Annotated in this window: 23 protein-coding genes; 8 read left to right on the forward strand and 15 right to left on the reverse strand. The window is 63.8% G+C overall.

Going from position 1 to position 24,905, the window contains the following annotated elements:
• Positions 1-114 precede the first annotated feature (114 nt).
• Together PE058_RS17890 and PE058_RS17895 are read right to left on the reverse strand one after the other, a co-directional pair.
• Complete coding sequence (locus PE058_RS17890; RefSeq protein WP_271028997.1) at positions 115-1,443, reverse strand: TRAP transporter large permease; 1,329 nt, start codon at positions 1,441-1,443, stop codon at positions 115-117.
• Entirely contained in the window at positions 1,440-2,081 is a 642-nt protein-coding gene (locus PE058_RS17895; RefSeq protein ID WP_020085131.1) for a TRAP transporter small permease, read from the reverse strand. The genes PE058_RS17890 and PE058_RS17895 overlap by 4 nt, the downstream gene beginning before the upstream one ends.
• Positions 2,082-2,275: 194 nt before the next feature.
• On the opposite strand from PE058_RS17895, the gene PE058_RS17900 reads away from it, so the two are divergent.
• A complete protein-coding gene (locus PE058_RS17900) occupies positions 2,276-2,632 on the forward strand; it encodes a DUF1428 domain-containing protein (RefSeq protein ID WP_020085130.1) in 357 nt (118 codons plus the stop codon).
• Here PE058_RS17900 and PE058_RS17905 read toward each other — a convergent pair.
• Genes PE058_RS17905 through prmB form a run of 3 tightly spaced genes read right to left on the reverse strand, consistent with a single transcriptional unit; the run spans position 2,622 to position 4,883 of the window.
• Positions 2,622-3,680 (reverse strand): TRAP transporter substrate-binding protein, encoded by a 1,059-nt coding sequence (locus PE058_RS17905; RefSeq protein WP_020085129.1) that lies wholly within the window; start codon positions 3,678-3,680, stop codon positions 2,622-2,624. The genes PE058_RS17900 and PE058_RS17905 overlap by 11 nt on opposite strands.
• Entirely contained in the window at positions 3,677-3,898 is a 222-nt protein-coding gene (locus tag PE058_RS17910; protein WP_020085128.1) for a hypothetical protein, read from the reverse strand. The genes PE058_RS17905 and PE058_RS17910 overlap by 4 nt, the downstream gene beginning before the upstream one ends.
• Positions 3,899-3,956: 58 nt before the next feature.
• Positions 3,957-4,883, reverse strand: coding sequence for a 50S ribosomal protein L3 N(5)-glutamine methyltransferase (gene prmB / locus PE058_RS17915; protein ID WP_271028998.1), 927 nt, complete (start codon positions 4,881-4,883; stop codon positions 3,957-3,959).
• A 356-nt stretch (positions 4,884-5,239) separates the two neighbouring features.
• On the opposite strand from prmB, the gene PE058_RS17920 reads away from it, so the two are divergent.
• Positions 5,240-6,874 (forward strand): formate--tetrahydrofolate ligase, encoded by a 1,635-nt coding sequence (locus PE058_RS17920; protein WP_245257648.1) that lies wholly within the window; start codon positions 5,240-5,242, stop codon positions 6,872-6,874.
• Between the two features lie 89 nt (positions 6,875-6,963).
• On the opposite strand, the gene PE058_RS17925 is transcribed toward PE058_RS17920, so the two are convergent.
• The 3 genes from PE058_RS17925 to PE058_RS17935 all read right to left on the reverse strand — a co-directional run bounded on the left by PE058_RS17925 (position 6,964) and on the right by PE058_RS17935 (position 8,762).
• Entirely contained in the window at positions 6,964-7,314 is a 351-nt protein-coding gene (locus PE058_RS17925) for a 2TM domain-containing protein (RefSeq protein ID WP_271028999.1), read from the reverse strand.
• Positions 7,315-7,420: 106 nt separating this feature from the next.
• Positions 7,421-8,425, reverse strand: coding sequence for a hypothetical protein (locus tag PE058_RS17930; protein WP_020085124.1), 1,005 nt, complete (start codon positions 8,423-8,425; stop codon positions 7,421-7,423).
• A gap of 118 nt (positions 8,426-8,543) precedes the next feature.
• Entirely contained in the window at positions 8,544-8,762 is a 219-nt protein-coding gene (locus tag PE058_RS17935) for a PspC domain-containing protein (protein WP_040497928.1), read from the reverse strand.
• A 314-nt stretch (positions 8,763-9,076) separates the two neighbouring features.
• On the opposite strand from PE058_RS17935, the gene rplU reads away from it, so the two are divergent.
• The 5 genes from rplU (at position 9,077) to PE058_RS17960 (ending at position 13,587) form a co-directional block, all read left to right on the forward strand.
• Complete coding sequence (gene rplU / locus PE058_RS17940; protein ID WP_020085122.1) at positions 9,077-9,388, forward strand: 50S ribosomal protein L21; 312 nt, start codon at positions 9,077-9,079, stop codon at positions 9,386-9,388.
• A gap of 51 nt (positions 9,389-9,439) precedes the next feature.
• Positions 9,440-9,712: a 50S ribosomal protein L27 gene (rpmA, locus tag PE058_RS17945; RefSeq protein ID WP_020085121.1), complete on the forward strand. Its 273-nt coding sequence runs from the start codon at positions 9,440-9,442 to the stop codon at positions 9,710-9,712.
• 161 nt (positions 9,713-9,873) lie between these two features.
• Positions 9,874-10,437 (forward strand): GNAT family N-acetyltransferase, encoded by a 564-nt coding sequence (locus tag PE058_RS17950; protein WP_020085120.1) that lies wholly within the window; start codon positions 9,874-9,876, stop codon positions 10,435-10,437.
• The gene (gene obgE, locus PE058_RS17955) at positions 10,434-11,474 is read left to right on the forward strand and encodes a GTPase ObgE (RefSeq protein WP_020085119.1); all 1,041 of its coding nucleotides are present in this window, start codon (positions 10,434-10,436) and stop codon (positions 11,472-11,474) included. Before PE058_RS17950 ends, obgE begins: the two co-directional genes overlap by 4 nt.
• Before the next feature lie 307 nt (positions 11,475-11,781).
• The gene (locus tag PE058_RS17960) at positions 11,782-13,587 is read left to right on the forward strand and encodes a L,D-transpeptidase family protein (protein WP_020085118.1); all 1,806 of its coding nucleotides are present in this window, start codon (positions 11,782-11,784) and stop codon (positions 13,585-13,587) included.
• A 91-nt stretch (positions 13,588-13,678) separates the two neighbouring features.
• Here the strand turns inward: PE058_RS17960 and PE058_RS17965 are convergent, their stop codons facing one another.
• The 4 genes from PE058_RS17965 to dnaE all read right to left on the reverse strand — a co-directional run bounded on the left by PE058_RS17965 (position 13,679) and on the right by dnaE (position 19,447).
• Positions 13,679-14,086: a hypothetical protein gene (locus tag PE058_RS17965; RefSeq protein ID WP_020085117.1), complete on the reverse strand. Its 408-nt coding sequence runs from the start codon at positions 14,084-14,086 to the stop codon at positions 13,679-13,681.
• Positions 14,087-14,323: 237 nt separating this feature from the next.
• The gene (locus tag PE058_RS17970) at positions 14,324-14,980 is read right to left on the reverse strand and encodes a rhomboid family intramembrane serine protease (protein ID WP_020085116.1); all 657 of its coding nucleotides are present in this window, start codon (positions 14,978-14,980) and stop codon (positions 14,324-14,326) included.
• Positions 14,981-15,144: 164 nt separating this feature from the next.
• Entirely contained in the window at positions 15,145-15,840 is a 696-nt protein-coding gene (locus tag PE058_RS17975) for a hypothetical protein (protein WP_020085115.1), read from the reverse strand.
• A gap of 58 nt (positions 15,841-15,898) precedes the next feature.
• Positions 15,899-19,447: a DNA polymerase III subunit alpha gene (gene dnaE / locus PE058_RS17980; protein ID WP_020085114.1), complete on the reverse strand. Its 3,549-nt coding sequence runs from the start codon at positions 19,445-19,447 to the stop codon at positions 15,899-15,901.
• A 207-nt stretch (positions 19,448-19,654) separates the two neighbouring features.
• On the opposite strand from dnaE, the gene ubiB reads away from it, so the two are divergent.
• Positions 19,655-21,250, forward strand: coding sequence for a 2-polyprenylphenol 6-hydroxylase (gene ubiB / locus PE058_RS17985; RefSeq protein WP_020085113.1), 1,596 nt, complete (start codon positions 19,655-19,657; stop codon positions 21,248-21,250).
• Between the two features lie 754 nt (positions 21,251-22,004).
• Here the strand turns inward: ubiB and PE058_RS17990 are convergent.
• From PE058_RS17990 to PE058_RS18000, 3 genes are all read right to left on the reverse strand, one after another.
• Positions 22,005-22,697 (reverse strand): DUF2147 domain-containing protein, encoded by a 693-nt coding sequence (locus PE058_RS17990; RefSeq protein ID WP_271029000.1) that lies wholly within the window; start codon positions 22,695-22,697, stop codon positions 22,005-22,007.
• A 204-nt stretch (positions 22,698-22,901) separates the two neighbouring features.
• Positions 22,902-23,615: an ABC transporter ATP-binding protein gene (locus PE058_RS17995; RefSeq protein WP_020085111.1), complete on the reverse strand. Its 714-nt coding sequence runs from the start codon at positions 23,613-23,615 to the stop codon at positions 22,902-22,904.
• Positions 23,616-23,625: 10 nt separating this feature from the next.
• Positions 23,626-24,894, reverse strand: a complete 1,269-nt coding sequence (locus tag PE058_RS18000; RefSeq protein ID WP_020085110.1) for a lipoprotein-releasing ABC transporter permease subunit — start codon at positions 24,892-24,894, stop codon at positions 23,626-23,628.
• Positions 24,895-24,905 lie beyond the last annotated feature (11 nt).

Here is a 24,905-nt window from a genome sequence, read left to right on the forward strand (position 1 = left end):
GACAGCGCCCGGAACGATGATGGTTTGAAATCCTGCAGGGAGGGCGCAAGCCGCGGCACAAGCGGCTGCCTCTCATCCTAACCCTCTCTCCGCGAAGGCGGGGGGAGGGTTTTTCTATCGCATCATGCCGAGCCAGCGCGGCAGCGCGAGCGAGAGGTCCGGCCAGTAGGTCACCAGGAACAGGAAGCCGATCATCGTCACGAGCCACGGAAGAACCGCGCGTGACATGGTGGTGAGGCCAAGGCGCGAGATTCCGCTCGCGACATAGAGATTGAGCCCAACGGGCGGCGTCAGCATGCCGATCTCCATGTTGACCACCATGATGATGCCGAAGTGAACCGGATCGACGCCGAGCTGGGCTGCGACCGGAAACAGGATCGGCGCCAGGATCAGCGTCACCGAAGCGGGCTCCATGAAACAGCCGGCAACGAGCAGCACGACATTCACCACGGCGAGGAACGAGATCTTTCCGAAGCCCTGCGCCACCAGCCAATCCGCGATCGCTTGCGGGATCTGCTCGTGCGTCAGCAGGAACGAGAACAGCACGGCGTTGGTGATGATGTAGAGGAGCATCGCGCTCATGCTGGCCGAGGCGAGCAGCACGCGCGGAACGTCGGAGAGCTTCAAGTCCCGATAGATGTAAACCGCGACGATGAAAGCATAGACCGCGCTTACGGCCGCCGCCTCGGTGGGTGTGAAGACGCCGCCGTAGATTCCGCCCATCACGATCACGATGAGTGCCAGCCCCCAGAAGCAATCCGCCAAAGCCGAAAAGCGCTCACTCCAGGACTCGCGCTCGCTGCGCGGATAGCCGCGCCGCCAGGCGAGCCACACCGTCGTCAGCGCCAGAATGGTGGCGAGCATGATGCCCGGCACCACGCCTGCCATGAAGAGATCGTCGACGGAGGCGGCGTAGACACGCTCTCCGCCGGGACCCTTCACCGCCATTCCGGAGGTTGCGACGGCATAGAGCACCATCACGATCGACGGCGGAATGAGAATGCCGAGGGCGCCCGAGGAGGCAACCACGCCAGCGCCGAAACTTTTCGGATAGCCGCGCGCCACCATAGCCGGGATCATGATCGATCCGATGGCGACGACGGTCGCGGGCGAGGAGCCGGACACGGCCGCGAAGATCGCGCACGCCACCACGGCCGCGAGGCCGAGCCCGCCCGGCCAGTGTCCCGTCATCGCGGTCGCGAAGCGGATCATGCGCCGCGCCACGCCGCCGTGGGTGAGGAAGTTGCCGGCCAGGATGAAGAACGGCACGCACATGAGCTCGAAGCTCTCGATGCCGGTGAAGAGCTTCAAGGCCACGGCGTCGAGCGGAACGTCGGTCACCACGAACAGGACAGTGAGAACCGTGAGGCCGAGCGCGATCGAGACGGGCATGCCGACGAGGAGCAGGGCGATGAGGACGAGGAATATGAAGGCCGCTGTCATCGGGCGGCCTCCGCGTCGGGCGCCGTTTCAACGCCTTCGACCTTGCCCGGATCGTGATGCGGCCGCTCTCCGGTGTGCCAGAACGTCCAGGCGACCTCGATAAAACGATAGCACATGAGGTATGAGCCCAGCGGAACCGCGAGATAGACGATCCACATCGGCACCTCGAGCACCGCGGATGTCTGGCCCGTCCTGGCGATGTGCCAGACGAGATGCGCACCGAGCGTGCCGATGATCACGGTGAACAATGCGCCCGCAAGCAGCCCCGCCACGATCAGGATGCGCTTCGATTGCCCGGTGAGCCGTTCCACCAGGAGATCGACGCCCACGTGGATGCCGGTGCGAACGCCATAGGCGGCGCCGAACTTCGCCATCCAGACGACCATGAAAATGCAGAGTTCCTGCGCCCAAGTAAGGCGCACATAAGCGATGGTGAAGAACAGGCTGCGCGAGAACCCCGTCAGCCACTCGATCCCTTCGGCGCGCGACCATCGATAGACAGACGCCACACCCGACAGGCCATAGCGCTGCGCCACCGCAACGAAAATGAGCGTCGTTGCTGAGGCGAGCAGCGTCGCGATGATAATTTCCTCGAGCGAATCCAGAATGCGCGCGGGCTTGGCCCTACGTTCGCTCATCGCTTCCCCCTGGCGGCCTTAGGTGACCTGGATTTCTTCTCTCTAGCGAAACCGCTATCGCACGAGTTCGCCGCCGCGTCACGATCCATCCGTGGCCGTGCGAACCCGCCCCTCGGTATTTCACTATCCCTGGCCATCCGGCACGCCGTTTCCTACTTAGGGAACGAAGCAAAGGAGCAAAGAAAGGAAGCGCTATGGCCTATGTGGATGGTTTCGTGCTCATCGTCCCCAAGAGCAACATCGAGGACTATCGCAAGATCGCGAAAAAGGCCGGAAAAGTCTGGCGCGACCACGGCGCGCTCGAATATCGCGAATGCGTGGGCCAGGATCTCGACATGCCGTTCGGCCGGCCGTTTCCCAAACTGCTCAAGCTCAAGCCGGACGAGACCGCGGTCTTCTCATGGATCGTCTATCGCTCGCGCGCTCACCGCGATCAGGTCAACGCGAAGGTGATGAAGGACGAGCGCCTCGCCGGCATGGATCCCAAGACGATGCCGTTCGACATAAAGAAAATGTCGATGGGCGGGTTCGACGTGCTGGTCAGCGCATAGCGGGCTGCCGGGCCGTGTGGCCGGTCGCGGCGTAGATGCGGTCGATCAGATCGCGGCCCACGCGGCCGGCCATCTCGTCGTGAACCGGCAGAAGTGCGGCTCGCCATGCTGCCAGCTCGGCGGGTGTGGGCTCGTGAAATGTGGTGCGGCCGGATTTCCGCATCTGCTCGAGTGCCTGCTCGTTCTCCTCGTGCGCGAGCGCATTGGCAACCGGCGTCGTCTCCGCGATGGCTCGTTCGAGGGCCGCGCGAATATCCGGCGGCAGGCCTTTCCAGAAGGCCGCGTTCGAGATCACGGCATAGCCGAGATAGCCGTGATTGGTGAGCGTCGCGTGCTTCTGAACCTCGAACATTTTCTGGTTGTACATATTGGCTGGCGTGTTCTCCGTGCCATCCACCACGCCGGACGAGAGGGCCTGATAGGCTTCCGAGAAGGCGGTGACCTGAGGCAGCGCGCCCAGAGCCCACATCTGCGCCTCGATCACCTTCGAAGCCTGGATGCGCATCTTGAGCCCCAGCACGTCATCGGGACCTAGAAGCTTGCTGTTTGCCGAAAGGATCTTGAAGCCGTTGTTCCAGTAAGCGAGGCCGATCAGGCCCTTGCTTTCAAGCTTGTCGAGAAGCTCGCGCCCTACGGGTCCCTGCGTGACGGCGGACAGCTCCTCGTATCCGGCGAAGATGTAGGGCAGATCGAAGACCTCGAAGGCCTTGATGCCGAGGGGGCCGAACTTCGAAACGGAGGGCGCCAGCATCTGCACGGCTCCGAGCTGAAGCGCCTCCAGCTCCTCCTTGTCCTTGTAAAGCTGGGAGTTCGGGTAAAGCTCCACCTTCACGCGGCCGTTGGTGTAGCTCTCCGCGAGTTGCTTGAAGTGCTCGGCTGCGCGGCTTTTGTGCGCCTGCGGGGCCGCCACATGGCTGAACTTGATGACGATGGGTGCGTCTGCCGCGCGGAGCGCAGACCCGGGCGCGAGAAAGCTCAAAACGAGGCTGATGCCCAGCAACGCCGCGAGCCGCGAGCCGAATTCGAGACTGCGCGTCGCGATGCTCATGTGCGTGTGTCCGGCGTTATGAGGGCGCGCTCATGAGCTTCGCGCTCCTTGTCCCAGGCGCGGATGACCTTGCGGGTCAGGCGGAACACGCGCCGCGCGCGGCGCCGATCCTCCCTCGGAAGGCAGACGCAGCAACAGCAGAACCCTGGCCTGCGTGCCACCTTCAACATCAGCTCGCGATGCTTCCAGGCGGTTTCCTGCGGGATGTCGTGGTTCATTGCCGTCACTCCGTCCGAGCGCCAATCTAGACCACGATTCATCCGCGCTATGTCAGACTTATCGCGATCCGCGGCCGATCCGCTTCAGGGCTTCGGCCGGGAGGGCGAACACCTCGCCCTCACTTTGCTCCGTATCGAGCCAAAGAAACGGCAAATCGGGGTATTCGGTTTCAAGCGTATCGCGCGCCATGCCAACTTCAACGACCAGAACCCCCTCGGGAGTGAGATGCGCCGCGGCCTCCGTCAGTATGCGACGCACCAGATCCATGCCGTCCTCGCCGCCCAAGTGGGCGAGCTGAGGCTCGGCCTTGTATTCCGGCGGGAAGGCGTCCACGGCGGCGGCCGTCACATAGGGTGGGTTCGAAATGATGAGATCGTAGGTCTTGCCCGCGAGGCCGGAAAACAGGTCGGAGCGATAGAGGGTCACGCGATCGGCGAGGCCGTAGCTGTCGACATTGCGCTCGGCAACCTCCAGAGCGCCGGGCGAAATGTCGACAGCGTCCACGGCAGCCTCGGGGAAGGTCAGAGCCGCCAGGATGGCGAGGCAGCCGGAGCCCGTGCAGAGATCGAGAACGCTCTCCACACCGTCCGGATCCGAAACCACCGTCGACAATGCATCGTCCAGAAGCTCGCCGATGTAGGACCGGGGCACGATCACCCTCTCGTCCACATAGAAGCGCCGCCCCTTTATCCAGGCCGTATTCACGAGATAGGGAGCCGGTTTGCGGGAAGAGATGCGCTCCTCCAGCACGGCCGAGATCTTGCGGCGCTCCTCGCGCGTCAGGCGGGCTTCGAGCCAGGGCTCGAGCTGGTCGACCGGGAGATGCAGAAGGGTGAGAATGAGGAAAGCCGCCTCGTCCAGGGCGGTTTCCGTGCCGTGGCCGAAAACAAGGTTCGCCTCGCTGAACCGGCTAGTGGCATAGCGAAGCCAATCGCGCACGGTCACGAGATCATCAATGTCGGTATCTTTCGCCGTGCTCGCCATATCCTGCCGTCTTCGCAAATTTTGCAATTTCGTGCCGCCTGCCTACCCGGGCTTGCAAACCGTCCGCGCCATATAGAGCGCTTGGACCGGTCCCTGCAAACGCCGGAACGAGGCTTGCCCGCCGCAAGCCCGGGCAATGTTCACCTTCATTCAACTATCGCACCTGCGAAGTGAAGATTGCGTCGCGTCATCGTGTCCATTTTTTAGTGAACCGCTTGGCGAAGCGCGCGCAAAAAGCCAATATCGCGGCTTGCTCCGGCCCGCATAAAAAGCGGGCCGCATCTACACAGAAACGTCCAATCGGAGGGACCCCCGTGACGGTGAAATCAGATATCGAGATCGCGCGCGAAGCCAAGATGAAGCCGATCACCGAGGTGGCGGCCAAACTGGGCATTCCGGCCGACGCGATCATCCCTTACGGGTCCACGAAGGCCAAGCTCTCATTCGATTTCATCAATGCGCTGAATACGCGCCCCGACGGCAAGCTGATCCTGGTTACGGCCATCAGCCCCACCCCGGCCGGCGAAGGAAAGACGACAACAACAGTCGGTCTTTCCGACGGCCTTAACCGTATCGGCAAGAAGGCCATGTGCTGCCTGCGCGAGCCCTCCCTCGGGCCGTGCTTCGGCGTGAAGGGCGGCGCGGCGGGCGGCGGCTATGCGCAGGTCGTGCCGATGGAGGACATCAACCTCCACTTCACCGGCGACTTCCATGCCATCACCAGCGCCCACAACCTGCTGTCCGCGCTGATCGACAACCACATCTATTGGGGCAATGCCGTCGGCCTCGACAGCCGCCGCGTGGAGTGGCGCCGCGTGCTCGACATGAACGATCGCGCGCTCCGCTCGATCGTGAACTCGCTCGGCGGCGTCTCGAACGGCTTCCCACGCGAGGACGGCTTCGACATCACGGTCGCCTCGGAAGTGATGGCCATTCTCTGCCTCTCCTCGGATCTCAAGGATCTCGAGAAGCGGCTCGGCAACATCATCGTCGGCTATACCCGCGACAAGAAGCCCGTGCGTGCGCGCGACGTGAAGGGCGACGGCGCGATGACCGTGCTGCTCAAGGACGCGCTGATGCCGAACATGGTGCAGACGCTCGAAAACAACCCCGTGTTCATCCACGGCGGCCCGTTCGCGAACATCGCCCACGGCTGCAACTCCGTGCTTGCCACGAAGAGCGCACTCAAGGTCTCCGACTACGTCGTGACGGAAGCCGGCTTCGGCGCCGATCTCGGCGCCGAGAAGTTCTTCGACATCAAGTGCCGCAAGGCGGGCCTGCAGCCGGCTGCGGCCGTTATCGTCGCGACCGTCCGCGCTCTCAAGATGCACGGCGGCGTGGCGAAAGAGGACCTCAAGCACGAGAACGTGGCCGCTGTGGCCAAGGGCTGCGAGAACCTCAAGCGCCACATCGAGAACGTCGGCAAGTTCGGCGTGCCGGCCGTGGTTGCCGTCAACCGCTTCATCACCGATACCGACGCCGAGATCCAGGAGGTGATGAAGGCCGCGGAGAGCATGGGCACGCGCGCCTTCATGTGCACGCACTGGGCTGACGGCGGCAAGGGCACGGAGGCGCTGGCGCACCACGTCGTCGAGGTTGCGAACTCTGGCAAGGCCGCATTCAAGCCGCTCTATCCGGATTCGATGCCGCTGCGCGACAAGGTGAAGACCATCGCGACCGAGATCTATCGTGCAGCCGACATCTCGTGCGACGGCGCGGTGGAAACGCGATTCAAGGAGCTCGAGGCCATGGGCTTCGGGCACCTGCCGGTCTGCATGGCCAAGACGCAGTACTCGTTCTCGACCGATCCGACCAAGCGCGGCGCGCCCACCGGCCACATCGTTCCGGTCCGCGAGCTTCGCCTTTCGGCGGGCGCGGAGTTCGTGGTGGTCATCACCGGCGAGATCATGACCATGCCGGGCCTGCCCAAGGTGCCGAGCGCCGACTCGATCCGTCTCAACGAGAACGGCCAGATCGAGGGCCTCTTCTAAAGGCTCGCTCAACGATCAAGGGCGCCGGATCCATTGGATCCGGCGCCCTTTTCTATTTCCGCAACCGCTCGCTTTCGACAAAACGCGTCTCAAGCCGCAGGCTTGCCGGGCTCCTCGCCGGTCGCGGGAGGAGGCGTATCCATCGTCGCAGGCGTTTGCTGTTGTCCGGCGGCGGCCGCCCGCTGCTCATCGCGCGCCGAGCGTAGCTCGCGCAGCTTCTGCTCCTGCTGGGGCTTCTTGATGAAAACCTGATAGGCATGAAAGGCGATGCCTGTGCCCCAGCCCAGAATAACCCACTGAATCCAGAAGGCGTCTCCCGAAATCAGATTGATGATCGCAAGGCCGGCGATAACGGCGATAAACACGATGAAGTGCGTGTAGAAGCCATTGATCGACTTGTCGCGCTCACTCTCCATGAGGTGTTCAAAGAGGTCATCCATGGCGAACCTCCCGGTTCCTGATCCAACCTAAAATTCCGGCCACTCTACACCGAACGGCGCGGAGTGACATGTTTCCTACGGAACACTTTGCGGTTCTGTGCTGCCGTCACAAGGACAGCTCGAGCACGGCCGTGGCGGGGCGCATATCCTCGAAGCCTTGTGCCACCAGTCTGCCCTCTGCCGCGTCCGACACCATCACAACACGTGTGGTTGGGTTAAGGATCGGTGGTTTCAGCCAGGAAAAATCGGGAACCACCTCCGGCATGATGCAGTGCATCATGGATGCACGCTCGCCACTCTGCGCGCCACGGGAGCGGCCTCGCCAGCCGGGAGCCTCCCAGTGATTGGCCGCCACGTTCGGCCCGACGTGAACGCGGGCGTCTGTCTCCGTGCGCTCGATGACGACGGTTTCGCTCGCTCGCGTGCCGGCGAGTGAAAAGATCGCCGGGGTCGAGATGGGCTCTGTCGTCAACCGCACCCGGGCTTCGGAGAAATCGGCCGCCGTTTCGAACACCGAACGCAGGAGGTGCGCGGGCGTGGGATGGGGCATCGTCCAGACCCGCCTGCGGCTCACTGCCCAGTCGAGCACATAGAAGCCGATCGCCTTGCGCATCGGCGCCTGATTGAGCGCGGCCGAGAAGCGGCCAGGCGCCATGCCGGTCAGCACGCCGGTGTAGCCGGGCCAGGTGAGAGTCACGAACGGCCCCTTCTCACCCTGCACGTGCGCAGCCAAAACGTGGCGGCCAAGACCTGGCGTGCGCCAATCGAGCACGCGCACGAGGCGGGCGCTCTTGCGGCGCGAATCCGGCGCGACGCGGCAGGTGCAGGCCCATTCGTAGTTCACGGAAAGAAAGTAGGCGCCGGGTCGCGCGAGACGCGCGGCGATGGCGTCGATCTCCGCCAGGTGGACGTTTTCCCATTTGGCAAGCCAGCGCCGGGAGACCTTGTCGAGCTGGCGAAGGGCGGCAGACGGAAGCGGTCCCGTTGCGAGATCGAGGAGCGCATGTGCCCGCGTCTCGTGCGCGACCAGCGTTTCCATCGCGAACGAAGGGCCGGTTTCGAGCACCGGGATCGGCTCGAGCGTGCTGTGCGCTGTGGCGGAGGAAAGCATGGAACGGGCGGCCTCCGGCCGCATGTCCTGGTGTTGCAGGGCGAGCGCTAGAGGTAGGCTTTAAACAGCGGCCGTCAAGACAGGATTGTTGCGGTGCACGGAGAAGGCAGGCTGCGGCTCATGCTCCGTCGCGCGGCATGATGAGCCAAAGCAGGAGATAGGTCAGGATTCCCGGAAAGCCGATCGAGGCGACGGTCGCCACGATGTAGACGAGACGCGTGATCGTCGGGTCCCAGCCAAGCCAGCGCGCGAGACCGCCGCAAACGCCGGCAATCATCGCACCTTCGCGCACGCGCCGAAGCGGGGGAGAAGAATTCGACACTGTGGGGTCTGCCATCGGGGGTGCTCGTCTTGTCTCGATTTTGGGTTCATTCCTCAGCCGGACGAACGCTCGGCAGCCGGTCGGGGTTCCGAGGCGCCAAAGCTCGACACCGGCAGGTTGTAGGGCGCATCTTCCCCAACAGATTGACTTTGAACGGGCTTTCCATCATAAGAGCGCCAGCGCGGCAGGCTTTTGGGCTTGCGGCGTCAAGAGCGCTGCCCGAGGCTCAGGTTGCAAATTTTGCAACCCCTTGAAAGTGTGCAGGTAATTGCACCGCCACAGGGCGCGGACGAGACCCAATGCGCTTAAAGCGCGAAGAGAGGCAAATCATGTACGCTGTCATCAAGACGGGCGGCAAGCAGTATCGCGTCGCCAAAGACGACGTTCTCACGATCGAGAAGCTCGACGGAGACGCCGGAAGCAAAATCGAATTCACGGATGTGCTGCTGGTCGGCAGCGGGGCTGACGTCAAGGTCGGCAAGTCTCTGCCGTCGGGCGCCAAGGTCACCGCGGAGCTCGTCGAGCAGACGCGCGGCCCGAAGCTCATCGCCTTCAAGAAGCGCCGCCGCAAGAACTCGCGCCGCAAGCGCGGTCACCGGCAGGACCTCACCACCGTGCGCATCACGGGCATCACTGGCTAAGCAGCATCACGGAGCGCGGCATACGCTGCTCCCAATCGAGGAACTCTCGCTATGGCACAAAAGAAAGCTGGCGGCTCAACCAAGAACGGCCGCGACTCACATTCGAAGCGTCTCGGCATCAAGAAGTACGGTGGCGAGCACGTCATTCCCGGCAACATCCTCTGCCGCCAGCGCGGCACGCAGTGGCATCCGGGCACGGGCGTCGGCATCGGCACGGACCACACCATCTTCGCCGTCGAGGAAGGCACGGTGCAGTTCGACACCAAGAAGAACGGCCGCGTCTACATCTCCGTGCTTCCCGAGAAGCTGGCAGCGGCCGAGTAACGGCCCGCGCTTAACCAACAGCCGAGGGGGGATGGGCACCATCCCCCCTTTTTCGTTCTAGCGACCCGCAGGGTCCGGTACACTCCGCGTCGAGGGCACTCGATTTTCTCAGCTTCCGCCACCAATTTCGCGACGAAGGCCAATTACTCCGTCGACCATCCATGCTGACGAGCACAAACCATCGGACCGTTCTGGCCAAGCCGATCAAAACCCGGCGGTTGGTTCTGCGCGAGCTTACCGATAGCGACACGCCGGAGTTCGCGCATCTGGCGGGTGATTGGGATGTGGCGCGGCAGACCGCCCGGATTCCCTATCCCTACTCGGAAGAGCTCGCGCGCGAGTGGATGGACACGCTCGGCCCCGAAGAGTTCGTGCGCGCGGTCGTGCATCACGGCACGCTGATCGGCGCCGTCGGCTATGTCGCGAACGAGGACCGATCGGCAGAGATCGGTTACTGGATCGGCAAACCCTGGTGGGGGCTCGGCTTCGCCACGGAGGCGGCCTCGGCTCTCGTGCGCCATTGTTTCACGACGGCCGGCTTCAAGCGGCTGACGTGCTGTCATTTCGTGGACAACGCGGCCTCGCGGCGCGTGATTCAGAAGCTCGGCTTTCGCGCGAACGGGCTCTGCACCGCATGGTGCGATGCGCGCCGCGCCGAGTTTCCCACGCAGTCCTATGAGCTCAACCGACCGCTTACGGCGATGTTCTGGAGACGTACCCCATGAAGTTTCTCGATCTCGCCAAGATCTATGTGAAGGCCGGTGACGGGGGCAACGGATGCGTCGGCTTCCGGCGTGAAAAGTTCATCGAGTTCGGCGGCCCGGACGGCGGCGACGGCGGCAATGGCGGCGACGTGGTGATCGCCTGCGTCGACAATCTCAACACGCTGATCGACTATCGCTACCAGCAGCATTTCAAAGCCCAGCGCGGCATCAATGGCATGGGCAAGAACCGCGCTGGCGCGAATGGCGAGGACATCATCGTGAAAGTGCCGCCGGGAACCGTGGTTCTCGCGGAGGACCAGGAAACCGTGCTCGCGGAGATGACGGAAGTCGGACAGCGCTTCGTGGTCGCCCACGGCGGCAACGGCGGCTTCGGCAACGCCCATTTCAAGAGCGCGACCAATCAAGCGCCGCGTCACGCCAATCCCGGACTGCCGGGGGAGGAGCTGACGATCTGGCTGCGCCTCAAGCTGATCGCGGATGCGGGCCTCGTGGGCCTTCCGAACGCGGGCAAATCGACATTCCTCGCCGCCGTGTCAGCGGCAAAGCCCAAGATCGCCGACTATCCGTTCACGACGCTGCATCCCAATCTTGGCGTCGTGCGCGCGGGCGAGCGGGATTTCGTGCTGGCCGACATTCCGGGCCTGATCGAGGGCGCGCACGAGGGCGCGGGGCTCGGCACGCGCTTCCTCGGACACGTGGAGCGCACGCAGGTTCTCCTCCATCTCGTCGATGCGACGCAAGAAAACGTGGGAGAGGCCTATCGCACCGTGCGGCGCGAACTGAAAGCCTACGACGGCGATCTCGCGAAGAAGAAAGAGATCGTCGCGCTTTCGAAGTGCGATGCGCTCGACGAGGAGACGCTCGCGGAGCGCGTGGCCGAGCTGCAGAAGGCGGCGCGAAAGAAGCCGCTCGTGCTCTCTGCGGTTTCAGGCGTGGGCGTGAAAGAGGCGCTTTTTGCCGTCACGCGCGAAATAAATCGTGCACGGACGCATGAAGCCGAGGCTGCTGAAGCGCCTCAGAAGCCTTGGCGCCCGTAAGCGCGGCTACCTCCGGTAATTTCGTCGAACGGTTTTCGGTTTTTCTGCGAAACGCGGTCCAGTCTGCCGCGTTCAGTCCATGATGTGCGCCCATTGTGGAGGTTCGAGACCACCCACGCGCAAATTTCGGAACAAGTGGAGATAATTCGATAACCGATGCGGGGTAACCTATTGAAGTCTAAATCGTCATGATCCACAAATTAACCGTTGCATGGGGCACTTAGGGTTGCCCAGCCACGGTTTTTCAAGGGCCTTCAGGGGGTACACGGTGCTTTATTTCTCGTCCCATCGCACTCGGGCGAATTTCATGTTTTCCAAGATTGCCTGCGCCTCTGTCGCGCTGGCTTTGTTCACCCAGGTCGCAGTGGTGCCCGCAGAGGCCCAGACCTCAGAGCGCAGAGCGAGGCAGTCCACCCGCGCACCTGTCGAGCAGGCCAAGCCGCTCCAGGCCGACGGTCCGCTGCTCATGCTCGTCTCGCTCAACCAGCAGCGGATGTTCGTGTACGACAAAAGCGGCTTCGTCGTTCAGACGCGCGTCTCGACCGGGCGGCCGGGCCACGAGACGCCGGTCGGCATCTACAGCATTCTCGAGAAGAAGGTCGATCACACGTCGAACATCTATCTCGACGCCAAGATGCCCCACATGCAGCGCCTGACGATGACGGGCATCGCGCTTCATGGCGGCGTCATTCCGGGCTATGCGGCCTCGGGCGGCTGCGTGCGCCTGCCGTTCGACTTCGCCCGCAAGTTCTTCAACCTCACCGACCTCAACCAGCGCGTCGTGATCGCGCCGGATGTGCAGTCTCCGGTGCAGTTCGAGCATCCGTTCCTGTTCACGGCGCTGCCGTCGGTCGGGGCTGAAAAGCCGATCGGCGACAAGGCCGAGACCACCGGCGAGAAGGCGGTGAAGATGGGTGTGGACGTTGCGGAAACGCTGCTGGGCGTCAGCTCGGCCCATGCCGCGACCGAGCCTGCTGGCCGCACACTGGAAGGTGCTGCCGAAGCCCGCCGCGCTGCGCGCCAGGGTCTCGTCGATGCCGTGACGAAGGCCGGCGAGCGCCGGACTGCGGCCACGGCCGGTGAGAAATCCGCCAGCCAGGCGCTGGCCGACGCACGGACAGGCGCGAAGCAGGCCCGCGCGACGGCGAGCAGCGCCGCGCGCGCCGCTTACAAGGCCAAAACCGCACTCGACTCGCAGGAGCGTAAGCTCAAATCCATCCTCTCGCGCATTCCGAAGGACGAAGCGAAGATCCGCGCCGACAAGCTGCAGGAGCTTCGTGCTCAGGAAGCCGCAGCGCGCGAGCGCATCGCCCCGCTCACGGCTGAAGCCCAGAGCACCGCCGAAGCCGCCAAGAGCGCGGACGAGGCTGCGAAGGCCGCCGAGAAGGCGATCGCGACGGCTCAGGAGAACCTGAAGGCCGCGAAGGCTGAGATCAAGGAAGCCGCAGTCGCCGAGACGTCCGCGAAATCGGCGGTGGCGACCTTCGATCGCCAGGAGGCTAACCGCGAGTTGCCGGTTTCCATGTTCATCAGCTCCAAGACCGGCATGATCCACATCCGCCAGGGCTTCGAGCGGGTGCTCGAGCTGCAGGCCACGATTGATAACCCGGACGTGCCGCTCGACACGTTCGTGTTCACCGCGACGGGCTGGAAGGATGAGAGCAAGACAGCGCTCACCTGGACGGCAACGGAGGTGAACGAGTACTCGACGCGCCTCAGCAGCCTCGACGACGACCTCGGCTCGCGCAAGAAGACCCGCAAGGCGGAGCAGATCCCGCAGCCGCAGCAGACCGACACGGCAAAGGCTGCCCGCACGCTCGACCGGATCAAGCTGCCGAAGGAGGCATCCGACTTCATCGCGGAAGTGATGAAGCCCGGCTCCACGCTGATCGTCTCGAGCTACGACATGGCCCGCAGCGAGACGCGCTATGCCGGCACGGACTTCGTGGTGCAGATGCCGGAGGTGGTTGCGAAGATCTCGAAGCCCACTCCGCGGCCCAAGCCCGAGGTGGTCGAGGAATCGAGCGGCGGATGCTTCTTCTTCTGCTCGTCGTATTCGTCATCGCCGGCGAAGAAGCGCAAGGTCGGCGGCGCCAAGTCTACCGTCTGGTAGTCGCTCCAAACGCCAGACCCCAGATCGACAACAAAGACCCCTGTCAGAGCTCTGACGGGGGTCTTTTCAATTGCACCGGCGGCGGCCGGCTTCAGATGTCCTGATCCTTGGCGGTCAACTGCAAGGAGCCGAGCACCGTGCCGCTCCACCGCTCGACCTTCTCCGGAAGGAAGGTGAAGCTCTGCAGCTTGTAAACGAGACCGTCCTTCATGACGGTCTGCTCCTTGCCTGGAATTGCGAGAACCGGGAGGTACGGCGCGCAGGACTGCTTTGCCACGCCCTTGTTGACTTCATTCGCAGCGATGATCTCCGTCTCGCCCCGCGCTTTGAAATTGAGGAAGGCGATCTGATCGGCCTTGGCGTCACAGAAATAACCACGAACTCGCTCGGCCTGCTCACCGCCAGCCGAAGCACCCTGCGCAAGGCACGCCACGCCGAGCGCAGCGAGAAGAGCCGACTTTTTCAGGGAAAAAGGACCGTTAACGAAGCCACCAGGCATTTGGACCTCCAAGGGTTCGAGACGGATCACGGCGTTGGCCGCGTGCCCTTCCTCGACGTGTCCGTCCCTTTGCAGGCCGTTTCTTATTTTTCCCGATAGGCTAAGTGAAACTTTGCAACGTCACAAGGATGTATTTTCAATACGCGCAGATTTTCGGCAAATGCGGGCCTTCCGTAACTTTATTGCATTGCAGCATAATATGCTGCAGCACAGCACGCGATGCGACACGGCGCTACGTCACGCAATTCGATCCGGGCGGCGCAGTCCGCCGAAAAGAACGCCAAGCACCAGCCCCGCAACGAAGCCGCCGACATGGGCCATGTAAGCGACGCCGCCAGTCTCGGTCTGGGCGGTGTCGGCGATGGAGCCCACACCACTCACGAGCTGCAGGACGATCCAGAAACCCAATACGATGAAGGCGGGCATCGCGACGACTTGGCGGCCGAGCAGCACATCCACGCGCGCCTTCGGGAACATCAGGATGTAAGCGCCGAGCACGCCTGCGATCGCGCCGGAGGCGCCGACGTTCGGGATCGAGGATGCGGGATTGACGGCGTACTGCGCGAACGAAGCCGCGAGGCCTGCCGCAATGTAAAACAGCAGATAGCGCACGGATCCGAAGCGATCCTCGACATTGTCGCCGAAGATCCAGAGGTAGAGCATGTTGCCGCCGAGATGCAGCCAGCCGCCGTGCATGAACATGGCTGAGAAGAGCGTTGCCGCATCGCTGGCCGGGTCACCCGAGAAGCGCGCGGGGATGAAGGCCCACTTGCGAATGAAGCCTTCGCCTTCCTGCAGCTCCAGCAGGAAGACCAGAATGTTTATGGCGATCAGCGCGTAGGTGACCACGGGAACGGAGCGCCGGGCGCTGTTGTCGTCACCAATCGGAAACATCTACACTCCCCGCAGAGTAGTCTAGGTCCTCAGTGCACCACGATTCACCCAGGAAAATAAGAGACGTGTGATATTTCAGCAGAGATACGGCGCGCATTTGGCACACGCTGTCGACGGCAAGTCACACACCGGTGCGGAAAAGGCGCAATGCGTTTGCGCGCGTTCTAGACGAACCCGCGCCGCAAAGCCTCCGTCATGGTGCCGATGTGGCCTCTATCGACATACGACACCTCGGCCGACGGCAGAACGCGTTGCACCGCGCGCACGAGGCCTTCGCGTCGTGCCTTCGGCAGGAACTCGTCTCTGAGACCGACCACGAAGCGGCTTCCGGGCGCGAGATTGGCAAGATTGTCCACGGTATGCATGCCTTGGAGCGACTGTGTGAAGTCGCTCAAGCGGTAGCCTTTGGCCTCCGCCCGCTCCTTTACGTGACGTGCGGCCGGGCTTTCCCAAAGCGTTAGGTCGCCGCGATCGGCCGAGGCGATGGAGCAGAGACGGGCGCCCAACTTGTTGGCGAGCAGGGTCGCGGCTGCGTTTCCGATGCTCAAACCGACAACGAGCAGCTCACGAGGTGGAATTTTCGCGCGCACGGCAACCTGTGTGGCGTCCTCGATTACGCCGTTGAGCGCGCGAATGCACAATTCTGGCTCTGAGCTGACGATGGCGCGTGGCATCTCATAGCAGGCGAGAAACGGCTTCGGCACGATGCGGGCGGCCTTCGCAAGCCGGTACGGCATCTGCCAGGGGAGGCATACGATCGTCGCCGCGTGCTGGTCGCCGTCCACGCGAACGAACTCGGTGGAAGTGTCATCCCCCGCGAAACGCTCCCACAACGCATCTTGACCCACAGTATCGAGCATGGCCTAGCAAACGCCGGGACGCAGCGTTTGTTCCGGCCTCTCGCGGGTGCCGGCTACGTCAGGTTTCCGTCACCTCGATAACGCCCGGGACGGTCGTCATGCGACCTATGGTTTTGGCCGACAAATCGTATCTCCCTCTCGGAGAAATCGGCACGGGGCGCTCGTAGTCGCGGAGCTGGAGCTCGATCTTGAGCTCGGCCTTGCCTGGGCTGAGGAGAGCCTTCACCTGCTCGATGAGGGCAGGATTTTTCGCGAGCGCGTCGCCATCGAGGATCGCTTTCACGGATCGCGGGATCTGCTCAACCGCCTCGTCGAGCGATTTCACATCCTGAACGCGCATTTTCAACGCGTCGCCGTCGCGCTCGCCTTCGACGTTCAGGAGGACTGCGGTTCCTGCCTCCAGGAGGCCGCGCGAATTGGCCAGCGTCTCGGAGAAGATCACGGCCTCGAACTGTCCGCTGGTGTCCGAGAACATGGCGAAGGCAAACTTGTTGCCTTTCTGCGAGCGGCGCTCGCGCGCAGAAATGACGATGCCGGCGAGACGGCCCGCAGTGACGCCGCGCGCGCTCGCGATCTCGAAGTCCACGTAGCGGTGCACGCCCATTTTCGCGAGCGCCTTCTCGTACTGATCGAGCGGATGGCCGGAGAGGAAGAAGCCGATTGCGTCGAACTCCTCCTGAAGCTTCTCCATGGGCGTCCATGCTTCGGCCGGCTTGAGCTTCAGCACAACGGGCGTTGCGTTCGCCTCCATGCCGCCGAGCAGGCTTCCCTGCCCCGTGCTCTCGTCGTCGGCCTTCTTGCCCGCTTCCGTCATCATCTGCTCGACGTTGGCGTAGACGAGCGCACGGTTCTTCTCGAACACGTCGAAGGATCCGGCAGCGGCAAGCGTTTCGAGCGCGCGCTTGTTCACGGCCTTTGTGTTGATGCGGGAGGCGAAATCGGCGAGCGAAGTATAGGGGCCCTTCTTGTTGCGGCTCTCGACGATGGTCTCGACGGCGCTGGCGCCAATGTTCTTCAGCGCAGCCAGCGCGTAGCGGATGGCGCCATGGGCCTCGCCCTTCTTGGGCGCTTCCGCCAGGAACTCCACGCCCGAGGCGTTGACGCAAGGCGGCAGCACGCGAATGCCGCTCTTCTTGGCTTCGGCCGCGAACATGGCGAGCTTGTCGGTGTTGCCCGCGTCGAGCGTCATGGAGGCGGCCAGGAATTCCTCGCGGAAGTTGGCCTTCATGTAGGCCGTGTGATAGCTGACGAGCGCGTAGGCTGCGGCGTGCGATTTGTTGAAGCCGTAGCCTGCGAACTTGTCCACCAGCTCGAAGATGTAGACGGCGTCCTCTTTCTTCACGCCGTTCTTCAGCGCGCCATCGACGAAGCGCGCCTGCTGCTTCGCCATCTCATCCTTGTCTTTCTTACCCATGGCGCGGCGCAGAAGATCTGCATCGCCGAGCGAGTAGCCTGCCATCACCTGAGCGATCTGCATGACCTGCTCCTGATAGATGATGACGCCGTAGGTCTCCTTCAGAATGCCCTCCAGCATCGGATGCAGGTAGTCGACCGGCTCCTCTTCGTGCTTGCGGTTGATGTAGGTCGGGATGTTGTCCATGGGGCCGGGGCGATAGAGCGCCACCATGGCGATGATGTCCTCGAAGCGGTCCGGCTTCAGGCGCTTCAAGCTTTCGCGCATGCCCGTGCTTTCGAGCTGGAACACGCCCGCCGTATCGGCCTTGGCCAGCAGCTCGTAAGATGGCTTGTCGTCGAGCGGCAGTCCGAGCAGGTCGATCTCGATGCCGCGGCCACGCTTCACCAGCTCCACCGCCTTGGTAAGCACCGTCAGCGTCTTGAGGCCCAGGAAGTCGAATTTCACGAGGCCTGCCGCCTCGACCATCTTCCAGTTGAACTGGGTGACGGGCATGTTCGATTTGGGATCTCGATACAGCGGCACCAGCTCGTCGAGCGGCCGGTCGCCGATCACCATGCCGGCGGCGTGCGTGGACGCGTGGCGATAGAGGCCTTCGAGCTTCTCGGCGATCTCGAGAAGGCGCGCGACCAGTGGATCGGCGTCGCGCTCCTCTTGCAGCTTCGGCTCGCCGTCGATCGCCTCGCGCAGCGTCACCGGATTGGCCGGGTTGTTGGGGACGAGCTTGCAGAGCCGGTCGACCTGGCCGTACGGCATCTGCAGCACGCGGCCCACGTCGCGCAATACGGCGCGGGCTTGCAGCTTTCCGTGCGTGATGATCTGGGCTACGCGGTCCGTGCCATACTTTTCCTGCACGTAGCGGATCGTGCGGTCGCGCCGCTCCTGGCAGAAGTCGATGTCGAAGTCCGGCATCGAGATGCGTTCGGGGTTCAGGAAGCGCTCGAACAGCAGGCCGAACCGCAAGGGATCGAGATCGGTGATCGTGAGCGACCAGGCGACGAGCGAGCCCGCACCCGAGCCGCGGCCCGGACCCACCGGCACGCCGTTGGCCTTCGACCACTTGATGAAGTCCGCCACGATCAGGAAGTAGCCCGGGAACTTCATGCGGGCGATGATGTCCAGCTCGTAGGCCAGGCGCTTCCTGTAGTCCTCCTCAGTGAAGCCCGGCGCGATCTCGTTCACCGCGAGGCGCGCGCGCAGGCCCTCCTCGGCCTGGCGATTGAGCTCGGCGGCCTCCGCCGCGAGCATCTCTTCATCACTCATGCCCACAGCGTCGGCGGCAGCAACGAAGCGCGGCAGGATCGGCTTGCGCTTCATCGGGCGATAGGCGCAACGCTGCGCGATCTCGATGGTGCTTTCCAGCGCCTCCGGCAGATCCGCGAACAGCGCCGCCATCTCATCGGCGCTCTTGAAATAGTGGTCCCGCGTGACGCGGCGGCGGTTGTCCTCGGTCACCATGCGCCCGTCGGCGATGCAGATGAGTGCATCGTGGGCCTCGTAGTCGTCGGGCGTTGCGAAGTAGACCTCGTTGGTCGCGACCAGGGGGATTCCGAACTCGTAGGCGAGCGCGATGAGCTGCGGCTCGATCTCCTCCTCCGACTTCAGGCCGTGGCGTTGCAGCTCAACGTAGAGGCTGCCGTTGAAGATGCGCTGGAGCCGCATGAGGCGATCCCGCGCTAGATCGGCCTGCCCTTCCGAGAGCGCCCGGCCGATGGGACCGAGAGGACCACCGGTGAGCGCAATGAGACCCTTGCTGTGCTCGGCGAGCGCATCGATCTTGATGTGCGTGGGATCGACCGGATCGGGTAGCAGGAAGGCCTGGCTCGCGAGCTTGATGAGGTTGGCATAGCCATCGGCATTCGAGGCAAAGAGGGCGAGCGGCCCCGCCGGGCGCACCGGCGGCTCGTTCTGCCCCACCCGCATCAGAGCGGCTGCTCCACCCGCCGGCGTGCCGTCGCCGAAGTCCGTATCGAAAGCACCGCCAGAGATGGGCTGGATGCCTGCGCTCGAAAGCTTGTCCGAGAACTCGAGCGCGCCGAACAGATTGTTGGTGTCGGTGAGGCCGATGGCCGGCATGCCGTTGGCTTCGGCGAGCTTCGCGATCTTGCCGATCGGCAGCGCGCCCTCGAGCAGCGAATAGGCCGAGTGCGTCTTTAAATGGATGAACTTCGGCAGCTTCGGCTCGGCGGTCATTCGTGTCCTTGGGTCTCGTCGCGCACTGTCGGCGCCGTGAACAAAATTCATGGGCTTCAAGGCTTTCTAGCCCGATTCTGGACGCGCCCCCGACTGCTGCAGATCAAGAGTTGTATCATCCCCGTGATCCACAATGGAAATATCGGCAACTCTGTCCGACGAGGCGGCTTGCCAGGGGCGGGCGGGCCAAGTACCGCTTGGGCCAGCATGGCAAACGCAATCACCAATCTTTGGCGGCTTTCGCGGGCGGGCCTGGTGCTCGCCCAGCATGGGGTGCGCTTCGTGCCCAAGGGGCAGCCGGTGCCGCTTGCGCTCCGGTTCGCGCGCCTCCTCACGCTACCGGTCCAGATCGTGGCCGCTCCTTTCAACATGGGGAAGCCGAAGCAGCGCCGCATCTCCTCCGCGCTCGCGGCGCTCGGCCCCTCGTACATCAAGCTCGGCCAGTTCCTCGCGACGCGCGGCGACGTGATCGGGCCGGAGCTGGCTGGCGATCTCGGCCATCTCCAAGACAAGATGCCGCCCTTCAGCATGGCGGAAGCGCGCCGTGCCGTGGAGGAAGCGCTCGGCGGCAAGCTCGAGGATCATTTCGTCGAATTCGGCCCGCCGGTGGCTGCCGCGTCGATCGCGCAGGTGCACAAGGCCGTGACGCTGGACAAGGGCCAGCGGCGCGAAGTGGCGGTGAAGATCCTGCGCCCCAATGTCGAGAAGCGCTTCAAGCGCGACCTCGACAGCTACTTCTTCGCAGCGCACCTGATCGAGCGGTTTCATGCTCCGTCGCGGCGGCTCAAGCCCGTCGCCGTGGTCGAGAACCTGGCTCGCACCACCGAGCTCGAAATGGATCTGCGCCTCGAAGGCGCGGCCATGTCCGAGATGGCGGAGAACATCGGCGAAGGCGAGAAGTTCCGTGTTCCCTCCGTCGACTGGAAGCGCACCTCCAAGCGCGTGCTGACGACCGACTGGATCGACGGCATTCCGATCTCCGACCACGCGCGCCTCAAGGCGGAGGGGCACGACCTCAAGCAGCTCGGCCTCACCGTGCTCCGAAGCTTCCTCACGCACGCCATGCGCGACGGCTTCTTCCACGCCGACATGCACCAGGGCAACCTGTTCGTCGACAAGGCGGGCAACGTGGTGGCCGTCGATTTCGGCATCATGGGGCGGCTTGGACATAAAGAGCGGCGGTTCCTGGCGGAGATCCTTTACGGCCTCATCACGCGTGATTATCACCGGGCGGCCGAGGTGCACTTCTGGGCGGGCTATGTTCCGCCGCATCATCCGGTCGAGGTGTTCGCGCAGGCGCTCCGTGCGATCGGCGAGCCGATCCATGGGCGTACCGCCGACGAGATCTCGATGGCCGACCTTCTCGGCCAGCTCTTCGCCTACACCGACGTGTTCGACATGGAGACGCGGCCGGAGCTGATCCTGCTGCAGAAGAGCATGGTGATCGTGGAAGGTGTGGCGCGTGGTCTAGATCCCTCGCTCAACCTCTGGACTGCCTCGGAGCCGGTTGCGGCAGAGTGGGTACAGGCCAACTACGGCGCGCGTGGACACCTCAAGAGAGCGGGCGAAGGCGCGACCACGTTGGCGCGCGTCTTGGCCGAGGTTCCGGCCATGCTGTCGGAAGCCGAGCGGGCCTCCTCGGGCCTTGCCGAGATGGCGCGCCATGGCGTGCGGCTCGACCCCGCCACGATCGCCAGCATTGCGCGCGAAACCAGCCGGCGCAATCGCTTCAGCCGCGTCGCAACGTGGATCGGCGCGTTGAGCCTTGCCGCGCTCGCGGCGAAGTATACGGGGCTCTTCTGATCACCGTTCCCGCTGACGTGTCGTGGATCCCGGCCTGCGCCGGGACGACGTTGAGGGTGGGCAGCGGCTTCCACAAACACACCGTCACCCCGACGCAGGTCGGGGTCCAGATACGTCGAAGGCACGTCTCTTGTAGGCGACGCGCCTATCCCGCGATCCGTCTATCTGCGTGCCGTGGATCCCGGCCTGCGCCGGGATGACGTTGAGGGTGGGCAGCGGCTTCCACAAACACACCGTCACCCCGACGGAGGTCGGGGTCCAGATACGTCGAAGGCATGTCTCTTGTAGGCGACGCGCCCGGTGTGATCCCGCGATCCGCCTCTCTGCGTGTCCTGGATCCCGGCCTGCGCCGGGATGACGTTGAGGGTGGGCAACGGCTTCCACAAACACACCGTCACCCCGACGCAGGTCGGGGTCCAGATACGTCGAAGGCATGTCTCTTGTAGGCGACGCGCCTATCCCGCGATCCGTCTATCTGCGTGCCGTGGATCCCGGCCTGCGCCGGGATGACGTTGAGGGTGGGCAGCGGCTTCCACAAACACACCGTCACCCCGACGGAGGTCGGGGTCCAGATACGTCGAAGGCATGTCTCTTGTAGGTGACGCGCCTATCCCGCGATCCGTCCATCTGCGTGCCGTGGATCCCAGCCTGCGCCAGGATGACGTCCTTCGAGATACCGCTGTGGTCCGGCACAGAAAAGGCGGCGCAGCCTATCCGGCGCGCCGCCTGTTCGATAGTCAAAGTTTGACGAGCTCTACTTCCCGGCGTTGTCGCCCTTGCATTCGAAGTCGAGCTTCACCCAGGGCAGGTCCAGCTTGCACTTGCCGTCCTTCTTGGTGAACACGTCGCCGAACTTGTCCTTGAGGTCGCTGAGGTCGGCGCCCTCTTCCTTCTCGTTCGAGGCGATATCCTGCTGATCGGACTTGGGAGCGGGAGCGGCCTTATCGGCCGGCGCAGCCTGCTGCTTGTTGGCTTCGGGAGCCGGAGCGCCATCGGCCTTGGGTGCCGGCGTAACTGCCGCTTCCTGCGTGGTGCAACGGGTGAGATCACCCGGGGCCTTGGTCCAGATCATCGTCTTCGACAGGAAGCTGATGCCGGCATAGCCTTTGACCTTGAGCGTGCCATCCTTCAGCGGCGTCAGCTCGACGTTGTATTTCTTCTTTTTCTCGGGGCTGTAGATCCAGGCGGAATCGCCGCCCCAGACGCCCTCGCCCGCGCTTGCGGCCTCGCCGATGATCTGGCGGCCGCAGCCGTTGGCGTCGCTGGCATCCTTCACCCAGACCACGTGGCCGCAAAGCTTGCCGCCGCAGTCCTTGATCTCGATGGCGCCGCGGCCGGTATCATTAACCCACACGCCATAGGGCTCGTTGGCCGCAAAGGCGGTGCTGGAAACCAGGAGTGTGGCCGCGAGCGCGGCGGAGCGAACAACGTGTCTCTCGAACGGCATAGCTGCCTCCTCATCTCGTCTCGATTTCAACGGCCGTGCAGGGAACTGCGTTCCCTGAGCTCTATCGTGCTTCTTGAGCGAGCATGCGCACAGCAAGTCCGTGAAACCGGACCCAAGGTCATCATCGCGCGTGCGCCCATCAGGCGCTGTTCCCCCGGAAACAAGCCTCCGAGGGAAGAAACAGGGATGTTTAGGCGCCGATTGTTACACGGCTTGCGGCGAAATTTCGACCAGATGACCGCTGTCGAGCACCACGACGCGGTCCATTCGTCGCGCCAAGTCCAGGTTGTGGGTGGCGATAAGGGCCGCCACGCCCTCGCTGCGGAACAGGCCGATCAACTCGTGGAACACCAGCTCCGAGGTTCGCGGATCGAGGTTGCCCGTGGGCTCGTCGGCCAGGATGAGGCGGGGCCGGTTGGCGAGCGCCCGGCAGATCGCCGTGCGTTGCTGCTCGCCGCCCGAGAGCTGCGCGGGGCGGTGATCGAGACGCTCGGCGAGGCCCATGGAGGAGAGCAGCTTGCTCGCCCGCTCCTCGCCCTCGCGCCGCGAGCGGCCGAGCAACATCTGCGGCAGTGCGACGTTCTCGAGCGCCGAGAACTCCGGCAGCAGCTGATGGAACTGATAGATGAAGCCCATCTCCGCGCGGCGGATACGGGTTCGGTCCTGATCGTCGAGCGTTGCGCAATCGCGTCCGGCGATAACAACATGCCCCGCGTCCGGCGTCTCGAGCAGGCCCGCGATGTGCAGTAGCGTGGACTTACCCGTGCCCGAGGGACCGACGAGGGCCACGCACTGGCCGGGCCAGACGTCGAGGGAGGCACCGGCCAGAACGTTGATCTCGCGCGTGCCCTGGTGGAAGGTCCGCTGAAGGCCGATCAGGCGGAGGACGGGGATGTGCTGTGCGTTCATGTCCAGCATGGCGCCCTCCTCACTCGTACCGAAGCGCTTCGACGGGATCGAGCCGTGAAGCGCGCCACGAGGGATAGAGCGTGGCGAGGACCGAGAGCGTCATGGCCATGGCGACGATCGACGCCGTCTCAACCGGATTGATGTCGGCCGGCAAGCGCGTGAGATAGTAGACGTTGGGATCGAACACCTTCGTGCCTGCCACCCAGGCGACGAACTGGCGGATCTCCTCGATGTACGAGCAGAACACGACACCGAGAACGAGGCCCGCGAGGGTGCCGACGATGCCGATGGAGGCGCCGGTGATCAGGAACACGCGCATGACGGCGCCTTTTGTGGCGCCCATCGTTCGCAGAATCGCGATGTCGCGCCCCTTGTCCTTCACCAGCATCATGAGGCCGGAGATGATGTTGAGCGCGGCGACGAGCACGATCAGCGAGAGAATGATGAACATCACGTTGCGCTCGACTTCGAGCACGGTGAAGAACGTCTCGTTGCGTTGTCGCCAGTCCGTCACATTGATGGTGGGGCCCGCCTCGGTGCGTATACTTCGCGCCGCCTCATCCACCGCCTCGGGGTCCTGGATGACGACCTCGAGGATATCGACCTCGCCCATCTTCGAGAAATACCGCTGGGCTTCCGACAGCGGCATGAAGATCATGGTCCTGTCGTACTCCGACATGCCGAGCTCGAAGATCGCCGTCACGGGATAGGTTTTCGAGCGGGGCGCCGTGCCGAAGGGCGTCGCTGCTCCGCGCGGCGAGATGATCGTAATGCTGTCGCCCACGTTGATCCGCATCGAGTTGGCGAGGCGCATGCCGATGGCCAGTCCGCCGGACTGGTCGAAGCCATCCAGGGTGCCGTAGCGGATGTTGTCGGAGACGAGTTTCAGCGCCTTGAGATCGCCCTCGGTGATCCCGCGCACGGCGGCGCCGGCCGCCTGCACGGTCGAGGACACCATCACCTGGCCTTCGATCAGAGGGATGGCGCGCTCCACGCCCTTGGCCTTCGCAACGGCCTTGGCGATGTCGGGGTAGTCGTTGAACGGCGCGCCGATCTTGTAGACGACCACATGGCCGTTGAGGCCCAGGATCTTGGCGAACAGATCCTTGCGGAAGCCGTTCATCACCGCCATCACGATGATGAGCGTGGCGACACCCAGCATGATGCCGAGAAACGAGACGGCGGCCGTGACGGAGATGAAGCCTTCCTTGCGGCGCGCCCGCAAGTAGCGGGAGGCGAGCAGCCACTCGAACGGCGCGAAAGGCTTCGTGTCGATCGATGCGGCCATGCGGCGCCCCC

The organism is Hyphomicrobium sp. DMF-1 (genome assembly GCF_027886585.1).
Lineage (GTDB): Bacteria > Pseudomonadota > Alphaproteobacteria > Rhizobiales > Hyphomicrobiaceae > Hyphomicrobium_C > Hyphomicrobium_C zavarzinii.

Coding starts and splice junctions, on each gene's coding strand:
- PE058_RS17950 (WP_020085120.1), top strand. CDS start 9,874: ATGCTGACGAGCACAAACCATCGGACCGTTCTGGCCAAGCCGATCAAA.
- PE058_RS17910 (WP_020085128.1), bottom strand. CDS start 3,898: ATGAACCACGACATCCCGCAGGAAACCGCCTGGAAGCATCGCGAGCTG.
- PE058_RS17960 (WP_020085118.1), top strand. CDS start 11,782: ATGTTTTCCAAGATTGCCTGCGCCTCTGTCGCGCTGGCTTTGTTCACC.
- PE058_RS17930 (WP_020085124.1), bottom strand. CDS start 8,425: ATGCTTTCCTCCGCCACAGCGCACAGCACGCTCGAGCCGATCCCGGTG.
- prmB (WP_271028998.1), bottom strand. CDS start 4,883: ATGGCGAGCACGGCGAAAGATACCGACATTGATGATCTCGTGACCGTG.
- PE058_RS17975 (WP_020085115.1), bottom strand. CDS start 15,840: ATGCTCGATACTGTGGGTCAAGATGCGTTGTGGGAGCGTTTCGCGGGG.
- PE058_RS17890 (WP_271028997.1), bottom strand. CDS start 1,443: ATGACAGCGGCCTTCATATTCCTCGTCCTCATCGCCCTGCTCCTCGTC.
- rplU (WP_020085122.1), top strand. CDS start 9,077: ATGTACGCTGTCATCAAGACGGGCGGCAAGCAGTATCGCGTCGCCAAA.
- PE058_RS17895 (WP_020085131.1), bottom strand. CDS start 2,081: ATGAGCGAACGTAGGGCCAAGCCCGCGCGCATTCTGGATTCGCTCGAG.
- PE058_RS17970 (WP_020085116.1), bottom strand. CDS start 14,980: ATGTTTCCGATTGGTGACGACAACAGCGCCCGGCGCTCCGTTCCCGTG.
- rpmA (WP_020085121.1), top strand. CDS start 9,440: ATGGCACAAAAGAAAGCTGGCGGCTCAACCAAGAACGGCCGCGACTCA.
- PE058_RS17965 (WP_020085117.1), bottom strand. CDS start 14,086: ATGCCTGGTGGCTTCGTTAACGGTCCTTTTTCCCTGAAAAAGTCGGCT.
- obgE (WP_020085119.1), top strand. CDS start 10,434: ATGAAGTTTCTCGATCTCGCCAAGATCTATGTGAAGGCCGGTGACGGG.
- PE058_RS17990 (WP_271029000.1), bottom strand. CDS start 22,697: ATGCCGTTCGAGAGACACGTTGTTCGCTCCGCCGCGCTCGCGGCCACA.
- PE058_RS17900 (WP_020085130.1), top strand. CDS start 2,276: ATGGCCTATGTGGATGGTTTCGTGCTCATCGTCCCCAAGAGCAACATC.
- dnaE (WP_020085114.1), bottom strand. CDS start 19,447: ATGACCGCCGAGCCGAAGCTGCCGAAGTTCATCCATTTAAAGACGCAC.
- PE058_RS18000 (WP_020085110.1), bottom strand. CDS start 24,894: ATGGCCGCATCGATCGACACGAAGCCTTTCGCGCCGTTCGAGTGGCTG.
- PE058_RS17920 (WP_245257648.1), top strand. CDS start 5,240: ATGAAGCCGATCACCGAGGTGGCGGCCAAACTGGGCATTCCGGCCGAC.
- PE058_RS17995 (WP_020085111.1), bottom strand. CDS start 23,615: ATGCTGGACATGAACGCACAGCACATCCCCGTCCTCCGCCTGATCGGC.
- PE058_RS17935 (WP_040497928.1), bottom strand. CDS start 8,762: ATGGCAGACCCCACAGTGTCGAATTCTTCTCCCCCGCTTCGGCGCGTG.
- PE058_RS17905 (WP_020085129.1), bottom strand. CDS start 3,680: ATGAGCATCGCGACGCGCAGTCTCGAATTCGGCTCGCGGCTCGCGGCG.
- PE058_RS17925 (WP_271028999.1), bottom strand. CDS start 7,314: ATGGATGACCTCTTTGAACACCTCATGGAGAGTGAGCGCGACAAGTCG.
- ubiB (WP_020085113.1), top strand. CDS start 19,655: ATGGCAAACGCAATCACCAATCTTTGGCGGCTTTCGCGGGCGGGCCTG.